The 22,411-nt window shown below is 69.7% G+C and carries 20 protein-coding genes; 17 read left to right on the top strand and 3 right to left on the bottom strand.

The features are described from left to right. The first annotated feature begins 48 nt into the window (after nucleotides 1–48). Nucleotides 49–612, top strand: coding sequence for an alpha/beta fold hydrolase (locus tag BN977_RS27395; RefSeq protein WP_036403009.1), 564 nt, complete (start codon nucleotides 49–51; stop codon nucleotides 610–612). 6 nt (nucleotides 613–618) lie between these two features. Here BN977_RS27395 and BN977_RS27400 read toward each other — a convergent pair whose 3' ends face one another. Then, nucleotides 619–2,187, bottom strand: a complete 1,569-nt coding sequence (locus BN977_RS27400; protein WP_036403010.1) for an amino acid permease — start codon at nucleotides 2,185–2,187, stop codon at nucleotides 619–621. 183 nt (nucleotides 2,188–2,370) lie between these two features. Here BN977_RS27400 and BN977_RS27405 point away from each other — a divergent pair, with 183 nt between their 5' ends. The 8 genes from BN977_RS27405 (at nucleotide 2,371) to nicT (ending at nucleotide 9,749) form a co-directional block, all read left to right on the top strand. Next, nucleotides 2,371–3,720: a glutamine synthetase family protein gene (locus tag BN977_RS27405; RefSeq protein WP_036403013.1), complete on the top strand. Its 1,350-nt coding sequence runs from the start codon at nucleotides 2,371–2,373 to the stop codon at nucleotides 3,718–3,720. After that, nucleotides 3,707–4,465, top strand: coding sequence for a gamma-glutamyl-gamma-aminobutyrate hydrolase family protein (locus BN977_RS27410; protein WP_036403015.1), 759 nt, complete (start codon nucleotides 3,707–3,709; stop codon nucleotides 4,463–4,465). The genes BN977_RS27405 and BN977_RS27410 overlap by 14 nt, the downstream gene beginning before the upstream one ends. Beyond that, nucleotides 4,462–5,832: an aldehyde dehydrogenase family protein gene (locus tag BN977_RS27415; RefSeq protein ID WP_036403018.1), complete on the top strand. Its 1,371-nt coding sequence runs from the start codon at nucleotides 4,462–4,464 to the stop codon at nucleotides 5,830–5,832. Before BN977_RS27410 ends, BN977_RS27415 begins: the two co-directional genes overlap by 4 nt. A gap of 19 nt (nucleotides 5,833–5,851) precedes the next feature. Further along, a complete protein-coding gene (locus BN977_RS27420) occupies nucleotides 5,852–6,625 on the top strand; it encodes a 3-oxoacyl-ACP reductase (protein WP_024453039.1) in 774 nt (257 codons plus the stop codon). 18 nt (nucleotides 6,626–6,643) lie between these two features. Beyond that, entirely contained in the window at nucleotides 6,644–7,375 is a 732-nt protein-coding gene (locus BN977_RS27425; RefSeq protein ID WP_036403020.1) for a FadR/GntR family transcriptional regulator, read from the top strand. A gap of 64 nt (nucleotides 7,376–7,439) precedes the next feature. Continuing rightward, nucleotides 7,440–7,736, top strand: a complete 297-nt coding sequence (locus BN977_RS27430; RefSeq protein ID WP_036404579.1) for an ArsR/SmtB family transcription factor — start codon at nucleotides 7,440–7,442, stop codon at nucleotides 7,734–7,736. Between the two features lie 58 nt (nucleotides 7,737–7,794). Then, entirely contained in the window at nucleotides 7,795–8,625 is an 831-nt protein-coding gene (locus BN977_RS27435) for a class I SAM-dependent methyltransferase (protein WP_036403022.1), read from the top strand. Between the two features lie 53 nt (nucleotides 8,626–8,678). Next, nucleotides 8,679–9,749: a Nickel transporter NicT gene (nicT, locus tag BN977_RS27440; RefSeq protein ID WP_024453043.1), complete on the top strand. Its 1,071-nt coding sequence runs from the start codon at nucleotides 8,679–8,681 to the stop codon at nucleotides 9,747–9,749. On the opposite strand, the gene mtr is transcribed toward nicT, so the two are convergent. Next, nucleotides 9,746–11,134, bottom strand: a complete 1,389-nt coding sequence (gene mtr / locus BN977_RS27445; RefSeq protein ID WP_036403025.1) for a mycothione reductase — start codon at nucleotides 11,132–11,134, stop codon at nucleotides 9,746–9,748. The two genes, nicT and mtr, sit on opposite strands and share 4 nt — an antisense overlap. Nucleotides 11,135–11,141: 7 nt before the next feature. After that, the gene (locus BN977_RS27450; protein WP_234709675.1) at nucleotides 11,142–12,191 is read right to left on the bottom strand and encodes an alpha/beta hydrolase; all 1,050 of its coding nucleotides are present in this window, start codon (nucleotides 12,189–12,191) and stop codon (nucleotides 11,142–11,144) included. 193 nt (nucleotides 12,192–12,384) lie between these two features. On the opposite strand from BN977_RS27450, the gene mqo reads away from it, so the two are divergent. The 8 genes from mqo to BN977_RS27490 all read left to right on the top strand — a co-directional run bounded on the left by mqo (nucleotide 12,385) and on the right by BN977_RS27490 (nucleotide 22,383). Then, nucleotides 12,385–13,824: a malate dehydrogenase (quinone) gene (gene mqo / locus BN977_RS27455; protein WP_407661222.1), complete on the top strand. Its 1,440-nt coding sequence runs from the start codon at nucleotides 12,385–12,387 to the stop codon at nucleotides 13,822–13,824. A gap of 13 nt (nucleotides 13,825–13,837) precedes the next feature. Beyond that, nucleotides 13,838–14,305: a GNAT family N-acetyltransferase gene (locus BN977_RS27460; RefSeq protein WP_036403028.1), complete on the top strand. Its 468-nt coding sequence runs from the start codon at nucleotides 13,838–13,840 to the stop codon at nucleotides 14,303–14,305. Beyond that, on the top strand, nucleotides 14,305–16,158 hold the full coding sequence (locus tag BN977_RS27465) for a magnesium chelatase subunit D family protein (protein WP_036403030.1): 1,854 nt from the start codon (nucleotides 14,305–14,307) through the stop codon (nucleotides 16,156–16,158). The genes BN977_RS27460 and BN977_RS27465 overlap by 1 nt, the downstream gene beginning before the upstream one ends. Before the next feature lie 10 nt (nucleotides 16,159–16,168). After that, nucleotides 16,169–16,783, top strand: a complete 615-nt coding sequence (gene cobO, locus BN977_RS27470; protein ID WP_036403032.1) for a cob(I)yrinic acid a,c-diamide adenosyltransferase — start codon at nucleotides 16,169–16,171, stop codon at nucleotides 16,781–16,783. Nucleotides 16,784–16,796: 13 nt separating this feature from the next. Continuing rightward, nucleotides 16,797–18,158 carry a cobyrinic acid a,c-diamide synthase CobB gene (locus BN977_RS27475; protein ID WP_036403033.1) on the top strand — a complete coding sequence of 454 codons (1,362 nt, stop codon included), beginning with the start codon at nucleotides 16,797–16,799 and terminating at the stop codon, nucleotides 18,156–18,158. A 29-nt stretch (nucleotides 18,159–18,187) separates the two neighbouring features. Continuing rightward, nucleotides 18,188–19,387 (top strand): uroporphyrinogen-III C-methyltransferase, encoded by a 1,200-nt coding sequence (gene cobA, locus BN977_RS27480; protein ID WP_036404586.1) that lies wholly within the window; start codon nucleotides 18,188–18,190, stop codon nucleotides 19,385–19,387. Between the two features lie 32 nt (nucleotides 19,388–19,419). Further along, nucleotides 19,420–20,982 carry an MFS transporter gene (locus tag BN977_RS27485; protein ID WP_024453052.1) on the top strand — a complete coding sequence of 521 codons (1,563 nt, stop codon included), beginning with the start codon at nucleotides 19,420–19,422 and terminating at the stop codon, nucleotides 20,980–20,982. Between the two features lie 69 nt (nucleotides 20,983–21,051). Continuing rightward, nucleotides 21,052–22,383, top strand: a complete 1,332-nt coding sequence (locus BN977_RS27490) for an alpha/beta hydrolase (protein WP_036403036.1) — start codon at nucleotides 21,052–21,054, stop codon at nucleotides 22,381–22,383. Nucleotides 22,384–22,411 lie beyond the last annotated feature (28 nt).

Below are 22,411 nucleotides of genomic sequence, written 5' to 3' on the forward strand. Positions count from 1 at the left end.
CGGGCCAAAACGGCCATGGCGGACCGGTTGATGTCCTAGCGTGACGCAATGCCTTCGACCATGGTGACCGTCGACGGGGTGCCCGTCGCCGTGGAGGTGGCCGGTCCGGACAAGGGCGGCGTGGTGGTGCTGCTGGGTGCCGCAGCCCCCGGTGCCCGCGCCTACGACGCCGTGTGCCAGCGGTTGCACAACGCGTCGCTGCGGACCATCGTCATCTACCCCGACCCGCAGTTGACGGCCGACTCGGTGGTGGGCGTGCTCGACGCGCTCGGGGTGCGGTGGGGCCTGTTGGTCGGGGACCGTCTCGGCGGCGAGTTGGCCTGGCGCCTGGCGGCGACCCGGCTCGACCGGTTCATCGGCCTGGTGGCCATCGACCGTGGTCACCCGCGGGTGGCCGACCAGGCCGGGATCGTCCGCGACGAAACCTGCCCGCCGGTGGAGATGAACACCACCGTGCTGGTGAGCAACCCCGCCGCGCGGGCGGTGGGAGTGGCCAGCCAGCGCTATGTCTACGGCGAGTACCGCCTGGTGGACCTGCTCGGCCGACGCAACGCCGGCGAGTCCACCGCCCAGGTCGCCACGGAGATCGTGATGCGCACGAGTACGTGGTAGGCGAGGTCAGGCGTCGGTCAGCTCGCCACCGGTGATGTCCACCTGCTTCACCGGACCGGTGAACCAATGCTTCACCGACACGTGCCAGTAGATGTAGAGCAACACCAGCACGGTGCCGACCAGGATCGGCGTGTAGTTGACGAACTTCCACTCGAAGCTCGCATCCCAGGGCGTGCCGCCGATCGAGGTGGGGAACATGGCGATGATCGACGTGATGATGATCTCGGCCAGGGCCACCGGCGCCATCCACTTGTGGTGCCCGCGCAGGTTCCACTTGCCCAGGGGGAACGAGTCACCGGCCTTCCAGCGGTAGTAGATCGGCACCGCGAAACACAGGTAGAGCCCGACGACGCCGATGGAGACGACGGCGAAGAAGGCGATGGGCACCGGGGCGCCGTTGATGTCCACCTTGACCAGCGCGGGCAGGGTGAGCAGGGCGGCGATCGCCGCGGTCACGATGACCGCGTTGGCGGGCACCTTGTTGGCGTTGACCTTGGACCACAGCTGATGCCCGGGTACCGCGCGGTCCCGGCTGAAGGCGAACAGCATCCGGGATGCGCTGGTCTGGCAGGCGGTGGTGCAGAACAACTGGCCCGCCGTCGAGATGAACAGCACGATGCCGACCCACTTGGAGTCCATGGCCTGGGTGAAGATGGTGGCCACCGCGCCGCCGCCGGCGGTCACGCCGTCGACGTCCTGGACCGCGAACAGGAACGTCAGCAGCAGGATCCAACCGCCGATCGCGGAGTAGAAGATGGACCGCCAAATTCCTTTGGCCGCACCGTCGGCCGCGCTCTTGGTCTCTTCCGACAGGTGAGCCGACGCGTCGTAGCCGGTGATCGTGTACTGGGTCAGGATCGCCGACATGGGCAGCACGAAGAACAGGAACGCCAGGCCCGAGGTGGAGCCGCCGAAGAAGCCGGTGTTGTTGACGGTGGTGGCGAACACCGTGGAGAAGCTGGCGTGCTGCGCCGGGATGAGCCACAGGATGACGATCACCGCCGCGGCGCCGAAGACATGCCACCACACCGAGATGTTGTTGATGACCGCCAGCAGGTGCGACGAGAAGATGTTGATCACCGCGACCACCACCAGGATGGCCAGGAACATGACGAACACCCGCTCCAGGCTGTAGCCGGCCGCCCATGTTTGGCTGAAGGTGCTCAGCGTGAGGTCCAGGAAGGTGGCGCTGCCGTAGGCCACCGACGCCAGGATGGCGATCAGGCCGATCAGGTTGAGCCAGCCGGTGTAGAAACCGGCCTTGGGGCCGCCGAGCTTGGCTGCCCACCAATAGATTCCACCGGAGGTGGGGAATGCCGACACCAGCTCGGACATGCAGAGCCCGATGATCAGGATGAAGACCGCGATGATGGGCCAACCCCAGGCGATGGCGGCCGGGCCGCCGTTGTTCCAGCCGAGGCCGAACGAGGTGAAACACCCGGCCAGGATGGAGATGATGGAGAACGAGATGGCGAAGTTGGAGAAACTCGACCAGGACCGGTGCAGTTCCTGGGTGTAGCCGAGGCTGGCGAGGTGCCGTTCGTCCTCGTCGAGCAGTTCGTGGCCTTCTGGCACAGCAGTCTCCTTGTCGACGGCCCCCGGATCTAGGGGGAGAATAGGCCGCTATTGGTCTGCTGTCCTACCTTTGAGGTGACGGTTGTGTAAATGTGTAGGTGAATGACCGTCGAAGACAACGCGCCTGCGGTAGTCACAGGGCGGTAATGGTTGACTTCTCGTCGTAGAGAGGGAGCGTTCTGCATGCTGACGCAGTTCGAGCTGGAGCGTCTCGTCACCGACGGGGACATCGATACCGTCATCGTCGCGTTCACCGATATGCAGGGCCGGCTCACCGGCAAACGGGTGTCCGCGCGGCTGTTCATCGAGGAGGTCGCCGCCCACGGCGCCGAATGCTGCAACTACCTGCTGGCCGTCGACGTCGACATGAACACCGTGGACGGCTACGCGATCTCCAGCTGGGAGACCGGCTACGGCGACATGGTGATGACCCCGGACTTCAGCACCCTGCGGCTGCTGCCCTGGCTGCCCGGAACCGCCCTGGTGATGGCCGACCTGTCCTGGACCGACGGTCGTCCCGTCGTCCAGGCGCCCCGCAGCATCCTGCGCCGACAACTCGACCGGCTGGCCGACCGCGGGCTGGCCGCCTTCGTCGGCACCGAACTGGAATTCATGGTGTTCGAGGACGGCTACCGCGCCGCCTGGGCCGCCGACTATCGCGGCCTGACGCCGGCCACCGACTACAACGTCGACTACGCGATGCTGGCCTCGACCAGGATGGAGCCGCTGCTGCGCGACATCCGCCGCGGGATGGAGGGCGCCGGTATGTACTGCGAAGGCGTCAAGGGCGAGTGCAACCTGGGGCAGCAGGAGATCGCCTTCCGCTACGACGACGCGCTGGTCACCTGCGACAACCACACCATCTACAAGAACGGTGCCAAGGAGATCGCCGACCAGCACGGCAAATCGCTGACCTTCATGGCGAAATTCGACGAGCGGGAAGGCAACAGCTGCCACATCCATGTGTCCTTCCGCGGCACGGACGGCACGGCCGTCTTCTCCGATGACGCCGACCCGCTGGGCATGTCGGCGATGTTCCGCAGCTTCTTGGCCGGCCAGCTGGCGACGCTGCGCGAGCTGACCCTGTTCTATGCTCCGAATATCAACTCCTACAAGCGCTTTGCCGACGGCAGCTTCGCCCCGACGGCGGTGGCGTGGGGGATGGACAATCGCACCTGCGCCCTGCGGGTGGTGGGGCACGGGCAGGGCATGCGGATGGAATGCCGCGCTCCCGGCGGCGACGTGAACCAGTACCTGGCGGTCGCGGCGCTGATCGCCGGGGGCCTGCACGGCATCGACGAAGGCCTCGAGCTGGAACCGCCGTGCACCGGCAACGCCTATACCGGCGGCGCCCAGCGCCTGCCCACCACCCTGGCCGAGGCGGCCGACCTGTTCGCGGGATCGGCGGTGGCCCGCTCGGCGTTCGGGGACGACGTCGTCGAGCACTATCTCAACAACGCACGTGTCGAACTGGCCGCGTTCAACGGGGCCGTCACGGATTGGGAAAGGAGAAGGGGCTTTGAGCGCCTCTGACCAGAACCCCGGGTCACCGCGGCCGGTCATCGGCCTCACGACCTATCTGCAGCAGGCGCAGACCGGGGTGTGGGATGTGCAGGCCAGTTTCCTGCCCGCCATCTACATCGAGGGGGTCAACCTGGGTGGCGGCACCGCGGTGTTGTTGCCGCCACAACTGATCGATGCCATGGTTGCCGGGAGGGTGCTCGACGGCCTCGACGGGCTGATCGTCACCGGCGGCCGCGACGTCAACCCGGAAAGCTATGGCCAGCAACGGCATCCGGCCACCGATGAGCCGGCCGGGTACCGCGATGCCTGGGAATTTGAGCTGATCGGAGAGGCGCTGCGCCGCGGCATGCCGGTGCTCGGGATCTGCCGCGGGGCCCAGCTGCTCAACGTGGCGCTCGGCGGCAGCTTGCACCAGCACCTGCCCGACGTGCTGGGCCACACCCGTCACCAGCAGGGCAACGCGGTGTTCAGCACATCGCATGTGCAGACCGTGCCGGGCACCCGGCTGGCCGCCCTGATCGGGGAGTCCTCGGATGCCCAGTGCTATCACCACCAGGCCATCGACCGGCTCGGGGACGGGTTGATCATCAGCGCCCAGGACACCACCGACGGGGTGATCGAGGGCGTGGAGTTGCCGGGCGATCAGTTCGTCGTGGCGGTGCAATGGCACCCCGAGGAACGGCTGGACGATCTGCGGTTGTTCGCCGGCCTGGTGCAGGCGGCCACCGACTATGCGACGGAAAGGGTTTCATGAGCACCTGCGAGGTCATCAATCCGGCCACCGAGGAGGTGCTGCGCACCGTCGACCTGCTCGACGAGGCGGCGGTCGACGACGCGGTGGCGGCCGCGGTGGCCGCCCAGCGCCAGTGGGCGCGGCTGGCGCCCGCCGACCGGGCGGGCGCACTGCGCGCCTTCGCCGCGACGGTCGATGCCCACATCGCCGAACTGGCGGCGCTGGAGGTGGCCAACTCCGGTCATCCGATCGGCCAGGCCGAGTGGGAGGCCGGGCATGTCCGCGACGTGCTCACCTATTACGCGGCCAGCCCGGAACGCCTGTCGGGCAGGCAGATTCCGGTGGCCGGCGGCCTGGATGTCACCTTCCACGAGCCGCTCGGTGTGGTCGGGGTGATCACCCCGTGGAACTTCCCGATGACCATCGCGGCCTGGGGATTCGCCCCGGCGCTGGCCGCCGGTAACGCGGTGCTGCTCAAGCCCGCCGAGTGGACGCCGCTGACCTCCATCCGGCTGGGCCGGCTGGCCCTCGAATCGGGCCTACCCGAGGGACTCTTCCAGGTGCTGCCGGGGGCGGGTCCGGTGGTGGGCGAGCGCTTCGTCACCCATCCCGACGTGCGCAAGGTGGTGTTCACCGGCTCCACCCGGGTCGGCACCCGGGTGATGGCCGGCGCCGCCGCGCAGGTCAAACGCGTCACCCTGGAGCTGGGCGGCAAGAGCGCCAACATCGTCTTCGACGACTGCGATCTGGAGCGCGCCGCGGCCACCGCCCCCTACGGAGTGTTCGACAACGCCGGCCAGGACTGCTGTGCCCGCAGTCGGATCCTGGTGCAGCGCACCGTTTACGACCGGTTCATGGAACTGCTGGAACCCGCGGTCAAGGGGGTGGTGGTGGGCGACCCGACCGCCCGCGACACCGAGATGGGGCCGCTGGTCTCCAAGAAGCACTGGGAGTCGGTGTCGGCCTATGTGCCCGACGACGCGCCGGTGGCCTTCCGCGGGTCGGCGCCGGGCGGGCCCGGGTACTGGTTCGCCCCGACCGTGCTGACCCCGGCGCGGGCCGACCGCACCGTCACCGAGGAGATCTTCGGGCCGGTGGTGACGGTGCTGCCGTTCGAGGACGAAGCCGACGCCATCGCCCTGGCCAACGCCACCTCCTACGGCTTGTCGGGATCGATCTGGACCGACAACGTGTCACGCGCCCTTCGGGTTTCGCGCGCCGTCGAGGCCGGCAATCTCAGCGTCAACTCGCACTCGTCGGTGCGCTACACCACGCCGTTCGGGGGCTTCAAGCAGTCCGGGCTTGGCCGCGAGCTGGGTCCGGATGCGCCTTTGTCGTTCACCGAAACCAAGAACGTCTTCATCCATGTCGGCGAGCCGACGAATTGAGCACAGCGAGGAGAGCTAGATGGATCTCACCCAGCGGCTGAAGGACAAGGTCGCCGTCATCACCGGGGGTGCCAGCGGGATCGGGCTGGCGACGGTCAAGCGGATGCAGGCCGAAGGCGCCATCGTCGTCATCGGCGATGTCGACCCGGTGAGCGGACAAGCCGTCGCCGACGAGCTCAACGTCACCTTCGTCCAGGTCGACGTGTCGGATCAGGACGCGGTGGACCACTTGTTCGACACCGCCGTGAAGGTGCACGGCGGACTGGACATCGCGTTCAACAACGCCGGCATCAGCCCGCCCGAGGACGACCTGATCGAGAACACCGAGCTGCCCGCCTGGCAGAAGGTGCAGGACATCAACCTCAAGAGCGTGTACCTGTGCTGCCGGGCCGCCCTGCGGCACATGGTGCCCGCGCAGCGCGGCTCGATCATCAACACCGCGTCGTTCGTCGCGGTGATGGGGTCGGCCACCAGCCAGATCTCCTACACCGCGTCCAAGGGCGGGGTGCTGGCCATGTCGCGGGAACTGGGGGTGCAGTTCGCCCGCCAGGGCATCCGGGTGAACGCGCTGTGCCCCGGCCCGGTGAACACGCCGTTGCTGCAGGAACTGTTCGCCAAGGATCCCGAGCGGGCGGCGCGGCGCCTGGTGCACGTGCCGGTGGGCCGGTTCGCCGAGCCCGAGGAGCTGGCCGCCGCGGTCGCGTTCCTGGCCAGTGACGACGCGTCGTTCATCACCGGCTCGACCTTCCTGGTCGACGGCGGCATCAGCGGCCACTACGTCACGCCGCTGTGAGCCAGTAGGTTTGCACCGATGTCCCAGTCCGACCGGGTGTCCGAGCCGCTGACCGCAGGCGAGGCGCTGCTGCGCCCGGTGCGGCTCGGCAACGCCTTCGAGGACACCGTCGGTCGGCTGTTGGAGACCATCCGGCTCGGCGTGCTGGAGCCGGGGGCCTCGCTGCCGCCGGAACGGGAACTGGCCGCCCGGCTCGGGGTCAGCCGCGACACCGTGCGGGAAGCCATCAGATCGCTGGCCGACGCCGGGTATCTGGTGTCCAAGCGGGGTCGCTACGGCGGCACCTTCCTGGCCACCGAGATGCCCGCGCTGCCGGCCAGCGCCGACGGTCTCACCCGGGAGGAGATCGACGACGCCGTGCGGCTGCGCGAGATCCTCGAGGTCGGCGCGGCCAGGATGGCGGCCGGGCGCACGCTGACCGCGGTGCAGCGGGAGGGGCTGTGGTCGCGGCTGGGTGACGTGCGCGGCGCCGATCCCGACGACTACCGCCGGTTGGACTCCCGGTTGCACCTGGCCATCGCCGAGGCCGCCGGGTCGCCGTCGCTGGTGCCGCTGGTGGCCCAGAACCGGATGCGGATCAACGCGCTGCTGGACCAGATCCCGCTGTTGTCCCGCAACATCGCCCATTCCGACGAACAGCACGAGGCCATCGTGATGGCGATCCTGGCCGGCGACGCCGAGGGCGCCGGGGCGGCGATGGCCGCGCATGTCGCCGGCTCGGCCGCGCTGCTGCACGGCTTCCTCGACTAGGGATTCGTGCACGTTTTGTTCCGGTGGGCGTTACGGGATGTGCACAAATCACTACGATCGGGGCGTGGCCGGACCTGCAGACCCCGACGTCGACACCGCGGGGTGGTCGCGGCGGTTCGACCTGCTGTCGGATCCGCACCGGCTGGAGATCCTGCTGGCGCTGCACCGGGCCCCCGGCATCTGTGTCGGTGATCTGGCCGGCGTGCTCGGGCGTTCGGAAAACGCCGTCTCCCAAGCCCTTCGCGTGCTGCGTGACCAGGGCTGGGTGTCCAGCACCCGGATGGGGCGCACGGTGTCCTACCGCCTGGACGACGACGTGGTGCACGACCTGCTGCACTGGATCGGCGCCAGGCACGGCTGAATCCGACCGTTTTGTCGATACCGACACCGTCGCTGCCCGCCGAGCGGACAGTGGGTGCATGGACACAACGGACTTGTCTGCCGCCGAGGCGGACCGAGCGCTCAAGGCCAAGCACCGTGCCCTGTGGGCGTCGGGTGACTACGTCGCGGTGGCCACCGAGCTGATCCCGGAACTCGGCCCCGAACTGGTGCGGGCCTGTGCGATCGGCACTGGCGACCGGGTGCTCGACGTCGCCGCCGGAGCCGGCAACGCCGCCATTCCCGCCGCGCAGGCGGGAGCGGTGGTGACGGCCTGCGATCTGACCCCGGAACTGTTCGACGCGGGCCGGGCCGAGGCGGCCCGGCGTGGGACGCAGGTGGAGTGGGTGGAGGCCGATGCCGAGGCGATGCCCTTCCCGGACGACGCCTTCGACACGGTGATGTCGTGCGTCGGAGTGATGTTTGCGCCACACCACCAAGCCAGTGCGGACGAACTGATCCGGGTCTGCCGGCCGGGTGGCACCATCGGCCTGATCAACTGGACGCCCGGCGGCCTCATCGGGCAGCTGCTGGCCACCATGAAGCCGTTCGCTCCGCCGCCCCCGCCGGGAGCCGTCCCCGGGCCGCTGTGGGGCGACGAGGAGCACGTGCGGTCACTGTTCGGCGACCGGGTCGTCGACCTGACGGCGCGCAAACAGACCGTTCGGATGGACCGCTGCTCCGACGCGCTCGAATTCCGCGAGTATTGGAAGCGCAACTACGGTCCGACGATCGCGGCATACAACTACAACGCGGGCACGCCGGAGCGGGTGGCTGAATTGGACGCGGTCTTCCTGGACTTCCTCACCAGGACACGGACAGCCACCGGGTGGAATGCCGAATATCTGTTGGTGACCGCCACCAAACGCTGACCAAGACATATGTTCAGGTAGACAGATATCGTGGCGAGTCCTACGCTGCGGTGATGCCATCGCGATTCGACCGGGCCGACTGGATCTCCATCGCAAGCATCGCCGGCGTGGTCGCGGCCCTGCACGTATTCGGTTGGGGTGTCCTGATTTTCGGCGTGGCGCCGCAGCACATCACGCTGGGGTCGGCCGGTGTGTTCGGCGTCGGGCTCGGGGTGACGGCCTACCTGCTGGGCGCCCGGCACGCGTTCGACGCCGACCACATCGCCGTCATCGACAACACCACCCGCAAGCTGGTGGGGGAGGGCACCCGGTCGCTGTCGGCCGGGTTCTGGTTCTCGCTCGGGCATTCCAGCGTGGTGTTCGGGCTGGCGCTGCTGCTGGCGCTGGGCGTGCGGGCCGTCGCAGGCCCGGTGCAGGACGACGGGTCGCCGATGCTGGCCACCCTGGGGCTCATCGGTTCGGTGGTGGCCGGCACGTTCCTGCTGCTGATCGGGTTGACCAACCTGTTCGCCGCGGTGGGCATCGCCAAGGTGTTCCGGGCCATGCGCCGCGGCGAGTTCGACGAACAGGAGCTGGAGCGCCATCTGGCGAATCGGGGGCTGCTGGCCCGGTTGGTGGGCCGGGTGATGCACCGGGTGGACAAGCCGTGGCACCTGTACCCGGTCGGCTTCCTGATGGGCCTGGGCTTCGACACCGCCACGCAGGTGGCGCTGCTGGTACTGGCGGCCGGCACGGCGGCCTTCACCCTGCCCTGGTACGCCGTGCTGGTGTTGCCGGTGCTGTTCGCCGCGGGGATGAGCCTGTTCGACAGCCTGGACGGGATCTTCATGGCCCGCGCCTACGGCTGGGCGTTCCTCAAGCCGATCCGCAAGGTGTACTACAACCTGACCGTCACCGTGCTGTCGGTGCTCGTCGCGCTGGCCATCGGCGTCATCGTGCTCACCGGCCTGTTGGTGGATCGACTCGGCATCACGTCCGGGCCGCTGACGGTGATCGGTTCGGCGGACCTGGAATTCGTCGGCTTCTCGATCGTCGGCATGTTCGTGCTGACCTGGCTCATCGCGATCGGGGTGTGGCGCTTCGGCCGGATCGAGGAGCGCTGGGACGCCACGCCGGCGGCTTAGAGCAGCCCCAGCAGCGCGTTCTCGATCACCTCGGGAAGCGCGGGGTGAATCCAATACTGTTGGGTGGCAACCGCTTTGGCGGGCTGACCGAGGCTCATGGCCTGGATCAACGGCTGGATGATGGATGAGGCCTGGTAGCCGAGGATGTGCGCCCCCAGGATTCGGCCGGTGCCGCGTTCGCCGATCACCTTGGCGATCCCGGTGGTGTCCTCCATCGCCCAGCCGTACGCGGTGTCGCCGTAGTTCTGCACCTTGACCACGATGTCGTGGCCGGCTTCGCGGGCCTGCGCCTCGGTGAGGCCGACCATCGCCATCTGCGGGTCGGTGAACACCGCCGAGGGCACGAAGCGGTGGTCGCTGGCCACCATCGCCGCGGTGTCGTCCCAGTCCAGCAGCAGGTTGTGCCGCACCACCCGCATCTCGTGGTTGGCCACGTGCTTGAGCTGGTAGTCCGAGGACACGTCGCCCAGGGCGTAGACGCCGCGGGCGGTGGTGCGCTGGTACTCGTCGACCATGACGCTGCCGTCCCGGACGGTGACCCCGGCGAGCTCGGCGTCCAGCAGGTCCCCGTTGGGCACCCGGCCGGTGGCCACCAGCAGCACATCGGTGTCGAGCTCGGAGCCGTCGTCGAGCTCGAGCACGGTGCGGCCGTCCTCGGTGCGGGACCCGATGACGTTGACGTGGGTGCGCACGTCCCATTTCGCCATGGCCAGGTCGGTGAAGCGGTGACAGATCGTCTCATCGCAGTGCGTCAGCAGCCCCGCTCCGCGCACCACGATGGTCACCCGGACGCCGAGCGCGGAGAACACGTGCGCGAATTCGGCGGCCACGAACCCACCGCCGACGATGACCATGTGCTCGGGGAGTTCCTCGATCCGCATGATGGTGTCGCTGGTGTGGTAGGCCACGCCGCAGTCGTGGATCGCCGGCGGTACCGATGCGCGCGAGCCGGCGGCGATCACCACCTGATCCGAGCTGAACTCGTCGCCGGCCTCGGTGCGCAACAGGTACCGGCCGTCGCGCACGCCGGTGAACCGGACGTGGCTGGCGTAGACGTCGATATTGGGCAGGCTGCGCTTGTACGCCGCGCCGGAGGCCGCGATCGGATCGATCCGGCCGAAGACCCGTTCGACGATATCGGGCCAGCGCACGCCGTCGATGTGGGCATCGATGCCGAACCGCCGCGCATCGCGGACGGTGTGGGCCACCTCGGCGGCGTAGACGAACATCTTGGTCGGGATGCAGCCCACGTTCAGGCAGGTGCCGCCGAAGGTGCCCTGCTCGGCGATGGCGATACGCATCTGGCCGTAGCGGGCGTCGAAGCCGGTGTCCGGGATGCTGTTGCCCGAGCCGGTGCCGATGATCGTCAGGTCGTAATGCTGCACGCGCGCCCTATCCGGATTGTGTTGCGGTGGAAGGATTTCGGTGGTTGATCTCGGTGAGATGCCAGGTGAGCCAGGCATCGAGTTCGCGATAGGCGGCCGTCCGCGGGCCGGCCAGGGACAGGAACACATCGTGCTTGGCGTCGGTGATCGGCACGATCGTGCCCCGGTTGCCGACACAGCCGGCCCACCGTGCGATCTGCGCGACGTCGAGCACGGCGTCGCCGCGCTGAATGGCATCGGGATCCCCGGATTCCGGGACGCTGTGCCCCGACCGCAGGATGAGTGACGGCACCCCGACGTCCAGGCCGCGGTGCAGCCGGGCCTGCGCGCGCCGGATCGCGTTGATCCAGCCGAAGGTCACCGGGAAGCCGCCGACCGGTTTCCACTGCAGGTTGTAGTCGAACTCCCCGGCATAGTCCCGGTGCAGGGTGGTGCCGTAGCCGCCATCACCGGTCGGGCGGCGGATCACCTGGGTGGTGCGCCACCGGGCCAGGGCGCGCAGCGCCACCGACGTGGGCGCGCTGCGCAGGATCGCCGGTCCGTGCAGATCGAACCAGGGGCTGTTGAGCACCAGGCCGGTGATGCGTCCGGTGGTGCGGTGGCGGCGCAGCCGATCCAGCCACAGCGTCACCACCAGCCCGCCGGCCGAGTGCCCGTAGATCAGCACCTCGGCCGCGTCGACGTGATCGAGGGCGGCCTGCAGCGCGACGTCGTAGCGGGCCAGGTCGGTGGTGAAGTGCGGGGTCTGCCCGTCACGCCAGGAGCGACCGCATTTGGGCAGGTCCACCGCGTAGACCGCGAAACCGCGGGCCGCGAAGCGGTCGGCCAGCTCGGTGTGGAAGAAGTAGTCGGTGAACCCGTGCACCAGCACCACGGCGCGCGATGCGGCGGGGTCCTGCCCTGGGTCGCGTTCCGGGGCCTGCTCGCGCCGCACCAGGGTGGCCACCAGGTCCCCTTCGCCGTCCGGGTCGGGGCCCAGCGGCACGGTCAGTTGTCGATAGCCGGACAGGACGTCGGGTTCCCATTGCACCTGAGCATGGCCCTGCGATGCCGTCACGGGTTCACCCTAGCCGCGTGGTGACCGAAAGCACCCGGCACGGCCCGTTACCCGGCAGATGCGTCGCGATAACCTGAGGACCACAAGAACCGTCGCGTACCGCTGCGGCGGGCCGTGCGAAACGAAGGACCAGCCAACGGTGTCTGACCCCAAGCTAGCCAAGACCGACGTCGTGCTCGTCGGCGCGGGAATCATGAGCGCGACCCTGGGCGCGTTGCTGCGCCTGGTGGAGCCGAACTGGTCGATCACGCTGATCGAACGCCTCGACGGCGCGGCGGCCGAGAGCAGCGATCCCTGGAACAACGCCGGCACCGGCCACTCCGCGCTGTGCGAGCTGAACTACACCCCGCAGAACTCCGACGGCACCATCGACATCGCCAAGGCCGTCAACGTCAACGAGCAGTTCCAGGTGTCCCGGCAGTTCTGGACCTACGCCGTGGAGAACGGCGTGCTGCCGGACGTGCGCAACTTCCTCAACCCCATCCCGCACGTGTCCTTCGTGCACGGGGCACGCAACGTCGGCTATCTCAAGGCGCGCTACGACGCGCTGGTGGGCAACCCGCTGTTCGCCTCGATGGAGTTCATCGACGACCCCGACGAGTTCGCGCGCCGGCTGCCGCTGATGGCCGCCAAACGTGATTTCTCCGAGCCGGTGGCGCTGAACTGGACCCAGTCCGGCACCGACGTCGACTTCGGTTCGCTGTCGCGTCAGCTCATCGGGTACGGCGCCGCGCACGGCATGGAGACGCTGTTCGGGCACGAGGTGCGCAACCTGAGCAAGGAGTCCGACGGCACCTGGACGCTGCGCTACGTCAACCGCCGCACCGGCGAGAAGTACAAGATCAACGCGCGGTTCGTCTTCATCGGCGCCGGCGGCGGTGCGCTGCCGCTGCTGCAGAAGTCCGGCATCCCGGAGGTCAAGGGATTCGGCGGGTTCCCGGTCGGCGGGGCGTTCCTGCGCACCAACAACCCGGAGCTGACCGCGGGGCACCAGGCCAAGGTGTACGGCCAGCCGCCGCTGGGCGCGCCGCCGATGTCGGTGCCGCACCTGGACACCCGCGTCATCAACGGCAGATCCTGGCTGTTGTTCGGCCCGTTCGCGGGCTGGACGCCGAAGTTCCTCAAGCAGGGCAAGTTCACCGACCTGCCGCTGTCGGTCAAGCCGAACAACCTGGCCTCCATGCTGGGCGTCGGTCTCACCGAGATGAGCCTGGTGAACTACCTGGTCGGCCAGCTGCTGCTCAGCGAGGCCGACCGGGTCGAGACGCTGCGCGAATTCGCGCCCAGCGCACGGGATTCCGATTGGGAACTGGACATCGCCGGGCAGCGGGTGCAGGTCATCCGGCGTAAGGGCGCCGGCGGGGTGCTGGAATTCGGCACCACGGTGCTCTCGGCCGCCGACGGATCCATCGCCGGCCTGCTGGGCGCCTCACCCGGCGCCTCGACCGCGGTGCCGGCCATGCTGGACGTGATGGAACGCTGCTTCGGCGACAGGTACCCGTCGTGGGTGCCCAAGCTCAAGGAGATGGTCCCGTCGCTGGGCGTCAAGCTGTCCAACGAGCCCGGGCTGTTCCGCGAGGTGTGGGATCACGGCACCCGGGTGCTGCAGCTCGACACGCCCGCGGCCGTGTGAGACCGGTACGTCGATGACGGTCGCGTTGCGCCGGAGCTGGGCGCAGGATCTGGATGCCGCCACGCTGTACGAGATCCTCAAACTGCGCGTCGAGGTGTTCGTGGTGGAGCAGGCCTGCCCGTACCCCGAACTCGACGGCCGCGACCTGCTCGCCGAGACCCGGCACTTCTGGCTGGAAGATGCCGAGGGCCAGGTGATTTCGACGTTGCGGTTGATGGAGGAGCATCCCGGCGGGGAGAAGGTGTTCCGGATCGGCCGGGTGTGCACCAAACGCTCCGAACGCGGCAACGGCCACACCAACCGGCTGATGCAGGCCGCGATCGCCGAGGTGGGTGACCACCCGTGCCGCATCGACGCGCAGACTTATTTGCAGGACATGTACGCCGCGCACGGATTCGTCCGCGACGGTGAGGAATTCCTGGAGGACGGCATCCCGCACGTGCCGATGATCAGACCGGGTCTGGGAGCGGGGCAGCAGTAGTGACCTATCCGTTCAGCGCGCTGGTGGGCCATGACCGGCTGCGGCTGGCCCTCATCCTGTGCGCGGTGCGCCCCGATATCGGCGGGGTGCTGATCCGCGGCGAGAAGGGCACCGCCAAGTCGACCGCGGTGCGCGGCCTGGCCACCGTGCTGGCCCAGGTCGACGCCGAGGCGCGGTTGGTGGAACTGCCCATCGGGGCCACCGAGGACCGGGTGGTCGGGTCGCTGGATCTGCAGCGGGTGCTGCGCGACGGCGAACAGGCCTTCCAGCCCGGCCTGCTGGCCCGCGCGCACGGCGGCGTGCTCTACGTCGACGAGGTGAACCTGCTGCACGACCACCTGGTGGACGTGTTGCTGGACGCGGCGGCGATGGGCCGGGTGCACATCGAACGCGACGGCATCTCGCACAGCCACGACGCCCGATTCGTGTTGGTGGGCACCATGAATCCGGAGGAGGGCGAGCTGCGCCCGCAGCTGCTGGACCGGTTCGGGCTCACCGTGGACGTGGCCGCCTCGCGCGATGTCGACGTGCGCGTCGAGGTGATCCGGCAGCGGCTGGCCTACGAGGCCGACCCGGTGGGCTTCGCCGACCGGTACGCGGCCCAGGACGCCGAGCTGGCCGCCCGGATCGCCGCGGCCCGGGTTGCCCTGGCCGATGTGGTGTTGCCGGACAACGAGTTACGGCGGATCGCCGCGCTGTGCGCGGCCTTCGACGTGGACGGCATGCGCGCGGACCTGGTGCTGGCCCGCACCGCGGTCGCGCACGCGGCCTGGCGGGGCAGTACTACCGTTGAGGAACAGGACATCCGCATCGCGGCGGAACTGGCGCTGCCGCACCGGCGCCGCCGCGACCCGTTCGACGATCCCGGCCTCGATCAGGACCGCCTCGACGAGGCGCTGGCCGCCGCGGGTGAGTCCGACCAGGATCCCGAACCGGACCCGGAGCCCCCCGGTGGCGGCGGTGGTGCGACGGAACCCTCGGCGGAGTCCACCAACGGTCAAGCCCCGCAGCGGAATTCCGGCAGCGGCGGTACCCGCCAGAGCGCGCCGCCCGCGGGCACATTCCGTACCAGGGCACTGCTGGTACCCGGTGTCGGCGAAGGTGCCCCGGGCCGCCGGTCGCGGGCCCGCAACCGCACCGGCAGCACCATCGCCGCCACCGACGTGCCCGGCGAGGGGCACGGTGTGCACGTGTTCGCGTCGCTGCTGGCCGCCGCGGGCAACCAGCGCCGGGCCGGCCGGCCGCAGATCGGCCCCGACGACGTCCGGCGCGCCATCCGGGAGGGCCGCGAGGCCAACCTGGTGATCTTCGTCGTCGACGCGTCGGGTTCGATGGCCGCCCGGGACCGGATGTCGGCGGTCAGCGGGGCGACGCTGTCCCTGCTGCGCGACGCCTACCAACGCCGGGACAAGGTCGCGGTGGTGACCTTCCGGCAGGACCGGGCACAGCTGCTGTTGCCGCCGACCTCATCGGTGTACATCGCCGGTCGCCGGCTGGCCCGGTTCGACACCGGCGGGAAAACCCCACTGGCGCAAGGTTTGTTGGCGGCGCGGGATGTCATCTTGCGTGAGAAGGCGCGCGATCGCGCCCGCCGTCCGCTGGTCGTGGTGCTCACCGACGGGCGGGCCACCGGCGGTGCCGACCCGCTGGGCCGCACCGAGACCGCCGCCCGGCTGCTGGCCGCCGAAGGCACCGCCGCCGTCGTGGTGGACTGTGAAACCTCGTATGTGCGGCTGGGACTGGCCACCCGACTGGCCGGGCAGCTGGGTGCCCCCGCGGTCCGGCTGAACCAATTGCAGGCCGGCGAGCTCACCTCGCTGGTCAAATCGGCAGCCGTCGAATCAGCAGCCTAGGAGATGTTCGATGCCACAAGGGCAACCGCTCACGATCCCGGACGACGGGCTGACCACCAAGGCGCGCCGTAACGCCCCGCTGCTGGCGGTGCACACCGGCCCCGGCAAGGGGAAGTCGACCGCCGCGTTCGGCATGGCGCTGCGCGCCTGGAACCAGGGTTTCGATATCGCGGTGTTCCAGTTCGTCAAGAGCGCGAAGTGGAAAGTGGGCGAGGAGAGCGCGTTTCGCGCGCTCGGCCGACTGCACGACGAGCACGGCGTCGGCGGGCCGGTGCAGTGGCACAAGATGGGCTCGGGCTGGTCCTGGACGCGTAAGCACGGATCGGAGGTCGACCACGCCGAGGCGGCCCGGGACGGCTGGGCCGAGATCCGCACCCGGCTCGCCGAGGCCCGGCACGACTTCTACGTGCTCGACGAGTTCACCTATCCGCTCAAGTGGGGCTGGATCGCCGTCGACGAGGTGGTCGAGGTGCTCACCGAGCGGCCCGGCAACCAGCACGTGGTGATCACCGGACGCGATGCGCCGCAGGCGCTTCTGGACGCCGCCGACCTGGTCACCGAGATGACCAAGGTCAAGCACCCGATGGACGCGGGCCGCAAGGGCCAGCGGGGTATCGAGTGGTAGCGACGGTGCACCGGTGCTGACCCCGGCGGTCGTCATCGCCGCCCCCGCGTCGGGCAGCGGCAAGACCACGGTGGCCACCGGCCTGATGGGCGCGCTGCGCCGGGCCGGGCACCGCGTCGCGCCGTTCAAGGTCGGGCCGGACTTCATCGACCCCGGCTATCACGCGCTGGCCGCCGGGGCGCCCGGACGCAACCTGGACCCGGTGCTGGTGGGGGAGGACCTGATCGGCCCGCTGTACCGGCACGGCAGCGCCGGCGCGGACATCGCGGTGGTCGAAGGCGTGATGGGCCTGTTCGACGGGCGCATCGCCGAACACGCCGGCCCGGCCCGCGGTTCCACCGCCCAGGTCGCCGGCCTGCTGGGCGCCCCGGTGGTGCTGGTGGTCGACGCCCGCGGCCAGAGCCAGAGCATCGCCGCACTGCTGCACGGGTTTTCGACCTTCGACACGACACTGCGCTTTGCCGGGGTGATCCTCAACCGGGTGGGGTCGCCGCGGCATGAGCAGGTGCTGCGGCAGGCCTGCGAGCACGCCGGCATCCCGGTGCTGGGGGCGGTCCCGCGGACGGCCGAACTCGAGGTGCCCTCGCGTCACCTCGGGCTGGTCACCGCCGTCGAATACGGGCAGCGCGCGACCGACGCCGTCGCGGCGATGACGGATCTGGTCGCCCGGCACGTCGACGTACCCGCCGTGCTGGCCGCCGCCGGTGCCGGTGTCACCGCCGCACCGTGGGGTCCGGCGACCACCGAACCGGTCCGCGACGTGACGGTGGCGCTGGCGGCCGGGCGGGCCTTCAGCTTCGGCTACGCCGAGCACCGGGAACTGCTCGCGGCCGCCGGGGCCGACGTCGTCGACTTCGACCCGCTCGCCGAGGACCTGCCCGCCGGCACGTCCGCCGTCGTCATCCCCGGTGGCTTTCCCGAACAGTTCACCGCCGAGCTGTCGGCCAACGCGGCGGTGCGCTCGCAGATCCGCGAGCTGGCCGGCGCGGGCGCCCCGGTGCACGCCGAATGCGCCGGGCTGACCTACCTGGTCGACGATCTGGACGGGGTGCCGATGTGCGGGGTGCTGGCCGGCTCGGCCCGCTTCACCGAGCGGCTGACGCTGGGCTACCGCGACGCGGTGGCGGTGTCGGATTCGGCACTGCACCGAGTCGGTGAGCGCGTCACCGGCCACGAATTCCACCGCACCACAGTCACTTTCGCGGCTGATTACGATCAGGCCTGGGCGTTTTCCGGTCCTGCCGCACGCCGGGCGGTCGACGGCGCGGTGCATCGCGGCGTGCACGCCGGGTATCTGCACACCCATCCCGCCGCCCATCCGGGCGCCATCACCCGGTTCGTGGCCGCGGCGCAAACCTTTAAGCTCGGCGCGTGACAGTGAGTGCCGCGGACGCGAGGAGCAATTTGAGTTCGGAGAACGCCTACCTCGTCGGGCTGCGCCTGGAAGGGCGCAAAGTGGTCGTCGTGGGCGGCGGCAGCGTGGCCCAGCGCCGGCTGCCGCTGCTGATCTCCGTCGGGGCCGACGTGCACGTGATCACCCGGGCCGCCACCCCGGCCGTCGAAGCCATGCACCCGATCACGCTGACGCTGCGCGATTTTCGTGACGAGGATCTGGACGGCGCCTGGTATGTGCTGGCCGCCACCGACGATCCGGAGGTCAACGCCGCCATCGTCGCCGGGGCCGAGCGGCGCCGCATCTTCTGTGTCCGCGCCGACGCCGCCCGCGAGGGCACCGCGGTCACGCCGGCCTCCTTCGAGTTCGACGGGCTGTCGGTCGGCGTGCTGGCCGGCGGCGAGCACCGCCGCTCGGCGGCGATCCGCACCGCCATCCACGAGGCGCTCGCGAGCGGGGTGATCGGGGCGCAGGCCCCCGACACCGTGCACGAGGGGGTGGCGCTGGTCGGCGGGGGACCGGGCGACCCGGAGCTGATCACCGTGCGGGGCCGGCGGCTGCTGGCCCAGGCCGACGTCGTGGTCGCCGACCGGCTCGCCCCGCCGGAGCTGCTGGCCGAGTTGGCGCCGCACGTCGAGGTGATCGACGCCGCCAAGATCCCGTACGGCCGCGCGATGGCACAGGAGGCCATCAACGACGTCCTCATCCAACGGGCCAAGGCCGGCAAGTTCGTCGTGCGCCTCAAGGGCGGTGACCCCTTCGTCTTCGCGCGGGGCTACGAGGAGGTGCTCGCCTGCGCCGAGGCCGGCATTCCGGTCACCGTGGTGCCCGGTGTGACCAGTGCCATAGCGGTGCCCGCGCTGGCCGGCACCCCGGTCACGCATCGGGCCGTCAATCACGAATTCGTGGTGGTCAGCGGCCATGTTGCGCCGGGCCACCCCGAATCGTTAGTGAATTGGAATGCGCTGGCCCAGATGACGGGCACGATCGTGCTGCTGATGGCCGTCGAACGCATCGAGTTGTTCGCCGACGCGCTGCTGGCGGGCGGCCGACCAGCGGATACGCCGGTCCTGGTGGTGCAGCACGGCACGACGGCCGCGCAGCGGACGGTGCGCGCGACCCTCACCGATGTCGCCGAAACCGTCCGGAGCGAGGGCATCAGACCGCCGGCAATCATCGTGATCGGGGCCGTCGCCGGTTTCGGCAGTTAAAGGATTCTTAAGATTACTGTAAGGTAACCCGTATGACGGCTCTCAACGACGCCGAGCGCGCGCGCGGAAACAATCGCGCGCTGCCCATGCGTATCGAGCAGGACGGGCCAGGACGCAACAACCGGCTGCCGGCCTGGCTGCCGTCCTGGAACTTCATCGCCGCGGTCATCGCCATCGGCGGCATGCAGTTGCTGGCCACCATGGACAGCACCGTCGCGATCGTCGCGCTGCCCAAGATCCAGGACGAACTCGGCCTGTCCGACGCTGGCCGCAGCTGGGTGATCACCGCGTACGTGCTGACCTTCGGCGGCCTGATGCTGCTGGGTGGCCGGCTCGGCGACACCATCGGCCGCAAGCGCACCTTCATCGTCGGCGTGGCGCTGTTCACCATCGCGTCCGTGCTGTGCGGGGTGGCCTGGGACGAGGCCACCCTGGTCATCGCCCGGCTGCTGCAGGGTGTCGGTTCGGCGATCGCCTCGCCGACCGGCCTGGCGCTGGTCGCCACCACCTTCGCCAAGGGCCCGGCCCGTAACGCCGCCACCGCCGTGTTCGCGGCGATGACCGGGGTGGGCTCGGTGATGGGCCTGGTGGTGGGCGGCGCGCTCACCGAGGTGTCCTGGCGGCTGGCCTTCCTGGTCAACATCCCGATCGGGCTGGTGATGATCCTGCTGGCCCGCAAGAACTTGCAGGAAACCGACCGGGCGCCGATGAAGCTCGACGCCGCCGGCGCCATCCTGGCGACCCTGGCCTGCACCGCCGCGGTGTTCGGCTTCTCGATGGGGCCCGAGCAGGGCTGGCTGTCGCCGGTCACCCTGGTCTCCGGTGCCGCCGCCGCGCTGTTCGGCCTGGCGTTCCTGTACGTCGAGCGCACCGCGGAGAACCCCGTCGTCCCGTTCTCGCTGTTCCGTGAGCGCAACCGGGTCGCCACGCTGGCCGCGGTGTTCCTGGCCGGCGGTGTGATGTTCACGCTGACCGTCCTGATCGGGCTGTACGTGCAGGACATCATGGGCTACAGCGCGCTCAAGGCGGGTATCGGCTTCATCCCGTTCGTCATCGCGCTGGGCATCGGGCTGGGCGCGTCCTCGGTGCTGGTGTCCAAGTTCTCGCCCCGCGTGCTGGTCATCTCCGGCGGCATCCTGGTGCTCGGCGCCATGATCTACGGCTCGACGCTCAACGCCGGCATCCCGTACTTCCCGAACCTGGTGCTGCCCATCACCGTCGGCGGCTTCGGTATCGGCATGATCGTGGTGCCGCTGACCGTCTCGGCCATCGCCGGGGTCGGGTTCGACGAGATCGGCCCGGTGTCCGCGATCGCGCTGATGCTGCAGAACCTCGGCGGGCCCGTCGTGCTGGCCATCATCCAGGCTGTCATCACCTCGCGGACCCTGTACCTGGGCGGCACCACCGGCCCGGTGAAGAACATGAACCCGGCGCAGCTGCACGCCCTGGACCAGGGCTACACCTACGGCCTGCTGTGGGTCGCCGCGGTGGCCGTGCTGGTGGGCGCGGTGGCGCTGCTCATCCGGTACACCGCCGAAGAGGTCGCCCACGCCCAGGAAGTCAAGGACGCGCTGGACGCCGGCGAACTCGACTGACGTTCAGTCGACGCACAGCCGGGGGTTCTAGCCTGACGGCGTGACCCGGCCGTCCGCACCCACCGACTGATGGGGTGGCGGTATATCGGCAGCCTGGCGTTGACCCACGGCCCGCTGCCGCCCCTGATCGAGTGCGCCGCGCTGGCGCTGGTGGCCCTGGCCGTCGTCCGTCGCGCGGGCCGGCTCGTGTTCGCCGCCGCCGTGCTGGGCGGCATCGGGCTGGCCGGCGCCGCCTACGCCTACATCGGCTCCGTCGGCATCGCGGGTGACCCGGCCCCGCACCGCCTCTGGGTGTGGATCGCGCTGACCGGCTTCTGCGCCGTCGTCACCGTGCTCGGCTGGCTGCGGGCCCGGTGGTGGCGTCGTGCCGTCTCCCTGGTGGCGGTGCCCGCCTGCGCGCTGTGCGCGGTGCTGCTGGTCAACCTGTGGGTCGGGTACTTCCCGACCGTCGGCAGCGCCTGGAGTCGGCTCACCGACCCGGCCGTGCCCGACCAGGCCGACCGGATGACCGTCACCGAGCTGCAACTGGCACACATCCGGCCGGACCACGGCGTGGTGCTGCCGGTGACGATCAGCGCGGCGGCATCGAACTTCGACCACCGCGACGAGCTGATCTACCTGCCGCCGGCGTGGTTCGCCAGCAATCCGCCACCCAAACTGCCCACGGTGATGATGATCGGGGCCCAACTCAACACGCCCGCGGACTGGTTGCGCGCCGGCAACGCGGCGGCGATCATCGACGGTTTCGCCACCGCGCACGGCGGTAACGCACCGGTCTTCGTGTTTGTCGACCCCACCGGCAGCTTCGACAACGACACCGAGTGCGTCAACGGCGCGCGCGGCAACGCATCGCTGCACCTCACCAAAGACGTTGTGCCATATATGATCTCGAATTTCGGGGTGAGCCAGGACCGTGCCGCCTGGGGCATCATGGGTTGGTCGATGGGCGGTACCTGCGCGGTGGAACTCGCGGTGCGCCGACCCGAGATGTTCAGCGCCTTCGTCGACATCGCCGGTGACCTCGGCCCCAATTCGGGCAGCCGGCAGCAGACCATCGACCGGTTGTTCGGCGGCGACGCCGACGCCTGGGCGGACTTCGATCCGGCCACCGTGATGCGCAGGCACGGGCCCTACCGCGACCTCTCGGCACTGTTCGTGGTGCCCGACGGCGGCCCGGGGCGCGATCCGCTGGCCAATCCCGAGGGGCAGGACGTCGCCGCGCGCACCCTGTGCGGCCTGGGCGGCAGTTACGGGATTGCGTGCGCCGTGCGGTCCTGGCCGGGCCGGCACGACTGGCCGTTCGCGGCCCAGGCCTTCGCGGCCACGCTGCCGTGGCTGGCCGGCCGGATCGGCACACCGGGCGTGCCGGCCCAGCCGGTCGGCGGGCCGCACGACGCGTGAGCGGGCGGGTTGCCCCGCGCGCTCGGTA

Origin of the sequence: Mycolicibacterium cosmeticum (genome assembly GCF_000613185.1) — a bacterium.
In the GTDB taxonomy this organism is placed as follows: Bacteria; Actinomycetota; Actinomycetes; order Mycobacteriales; family Mycobacteriaceae; genus Mycobacterium; species Mycobacterium cosmeticum.

Coding starts and splice junctions, on each gene's coding strand:
- BN977_RS27490 (WP_036403036.1), top strand. CDS start 21,052: ATGGGGTGGCGGTATATCGGCAGCCTGGCGTTGACCCACGGCCCGCTG.
- BN977_RS27460 (WP_036403028.1), top strand. CDS start 13,838: ATGACGGTCGCGTTGCGCCGGAGCTGGGCGCAGGATCTGGATGCCGCC.
- BN977_RS27395 (WP_036403009.1), top strand. CDS start 49: ATGCCTTCGACCATGGTGACCGTCGACGGGGTGCCCGTCGCCGTGGAG.
- BN977_RS27435 (WP_036403022.1), top strand. CDS start 7,795: ATGGACACAACGGACTTGTCTGCCGCCGAGGCGGACCGAGCGCTCAAG.
- BN977_RS27415 (WP_036403018.1), top strand. CDS start 4,462: ATGAGCACCTGCGAGGTCATCAATCCGGCCACCGAGGAGGTGCTGCGC.
- BN977_RS27425 (WP_036403020.1), top strand. CDS start 6,644: ATGTCCCAGTCCGACCGGGTGTCCGAGCCGCTGACCGCAGGCGAGGCG.
- BN977_RS27405 (WP_036403013.1), top strand. CDS start 2,371: ATGCTGACGCAGTTCGAGCTGGAGCGTCTCGTCACCGACGGGGACATC.
- cobO (WP_036403032.1), top strand. CDS start 16,169: ATGCCACAAGGGCAACCGCTCACGATCCCGGACGACGGGCTGACCACC.
- mqo (WP_407661222.1), top strand. CDS start 12,385: ATGAGCGCGACCCTGGGCGCGTTGCTGCGCCTGGTGGAGCCGAACTGG.
- nicT (WP_024453043.1), top strand. CDS start 8,679: ATGCCATCGCGATTCGACCGGGCCGACTGGATCTCCATCGCAAGCATC.
- BN977_RS27420 (WP_024453039.1), top strand. CDS start 5,852: ATGGATCTCACCCAGCGGCTGAAGGACAAGGTCGCCGTCATCACCGGG.
- BN977_RS27485 (WP_024453052.1), top strand. CDS start 19,420: ATGACGGCTCTCAACGACGCCGAGCGCGCGCGCGGAAACAATCGCGCG.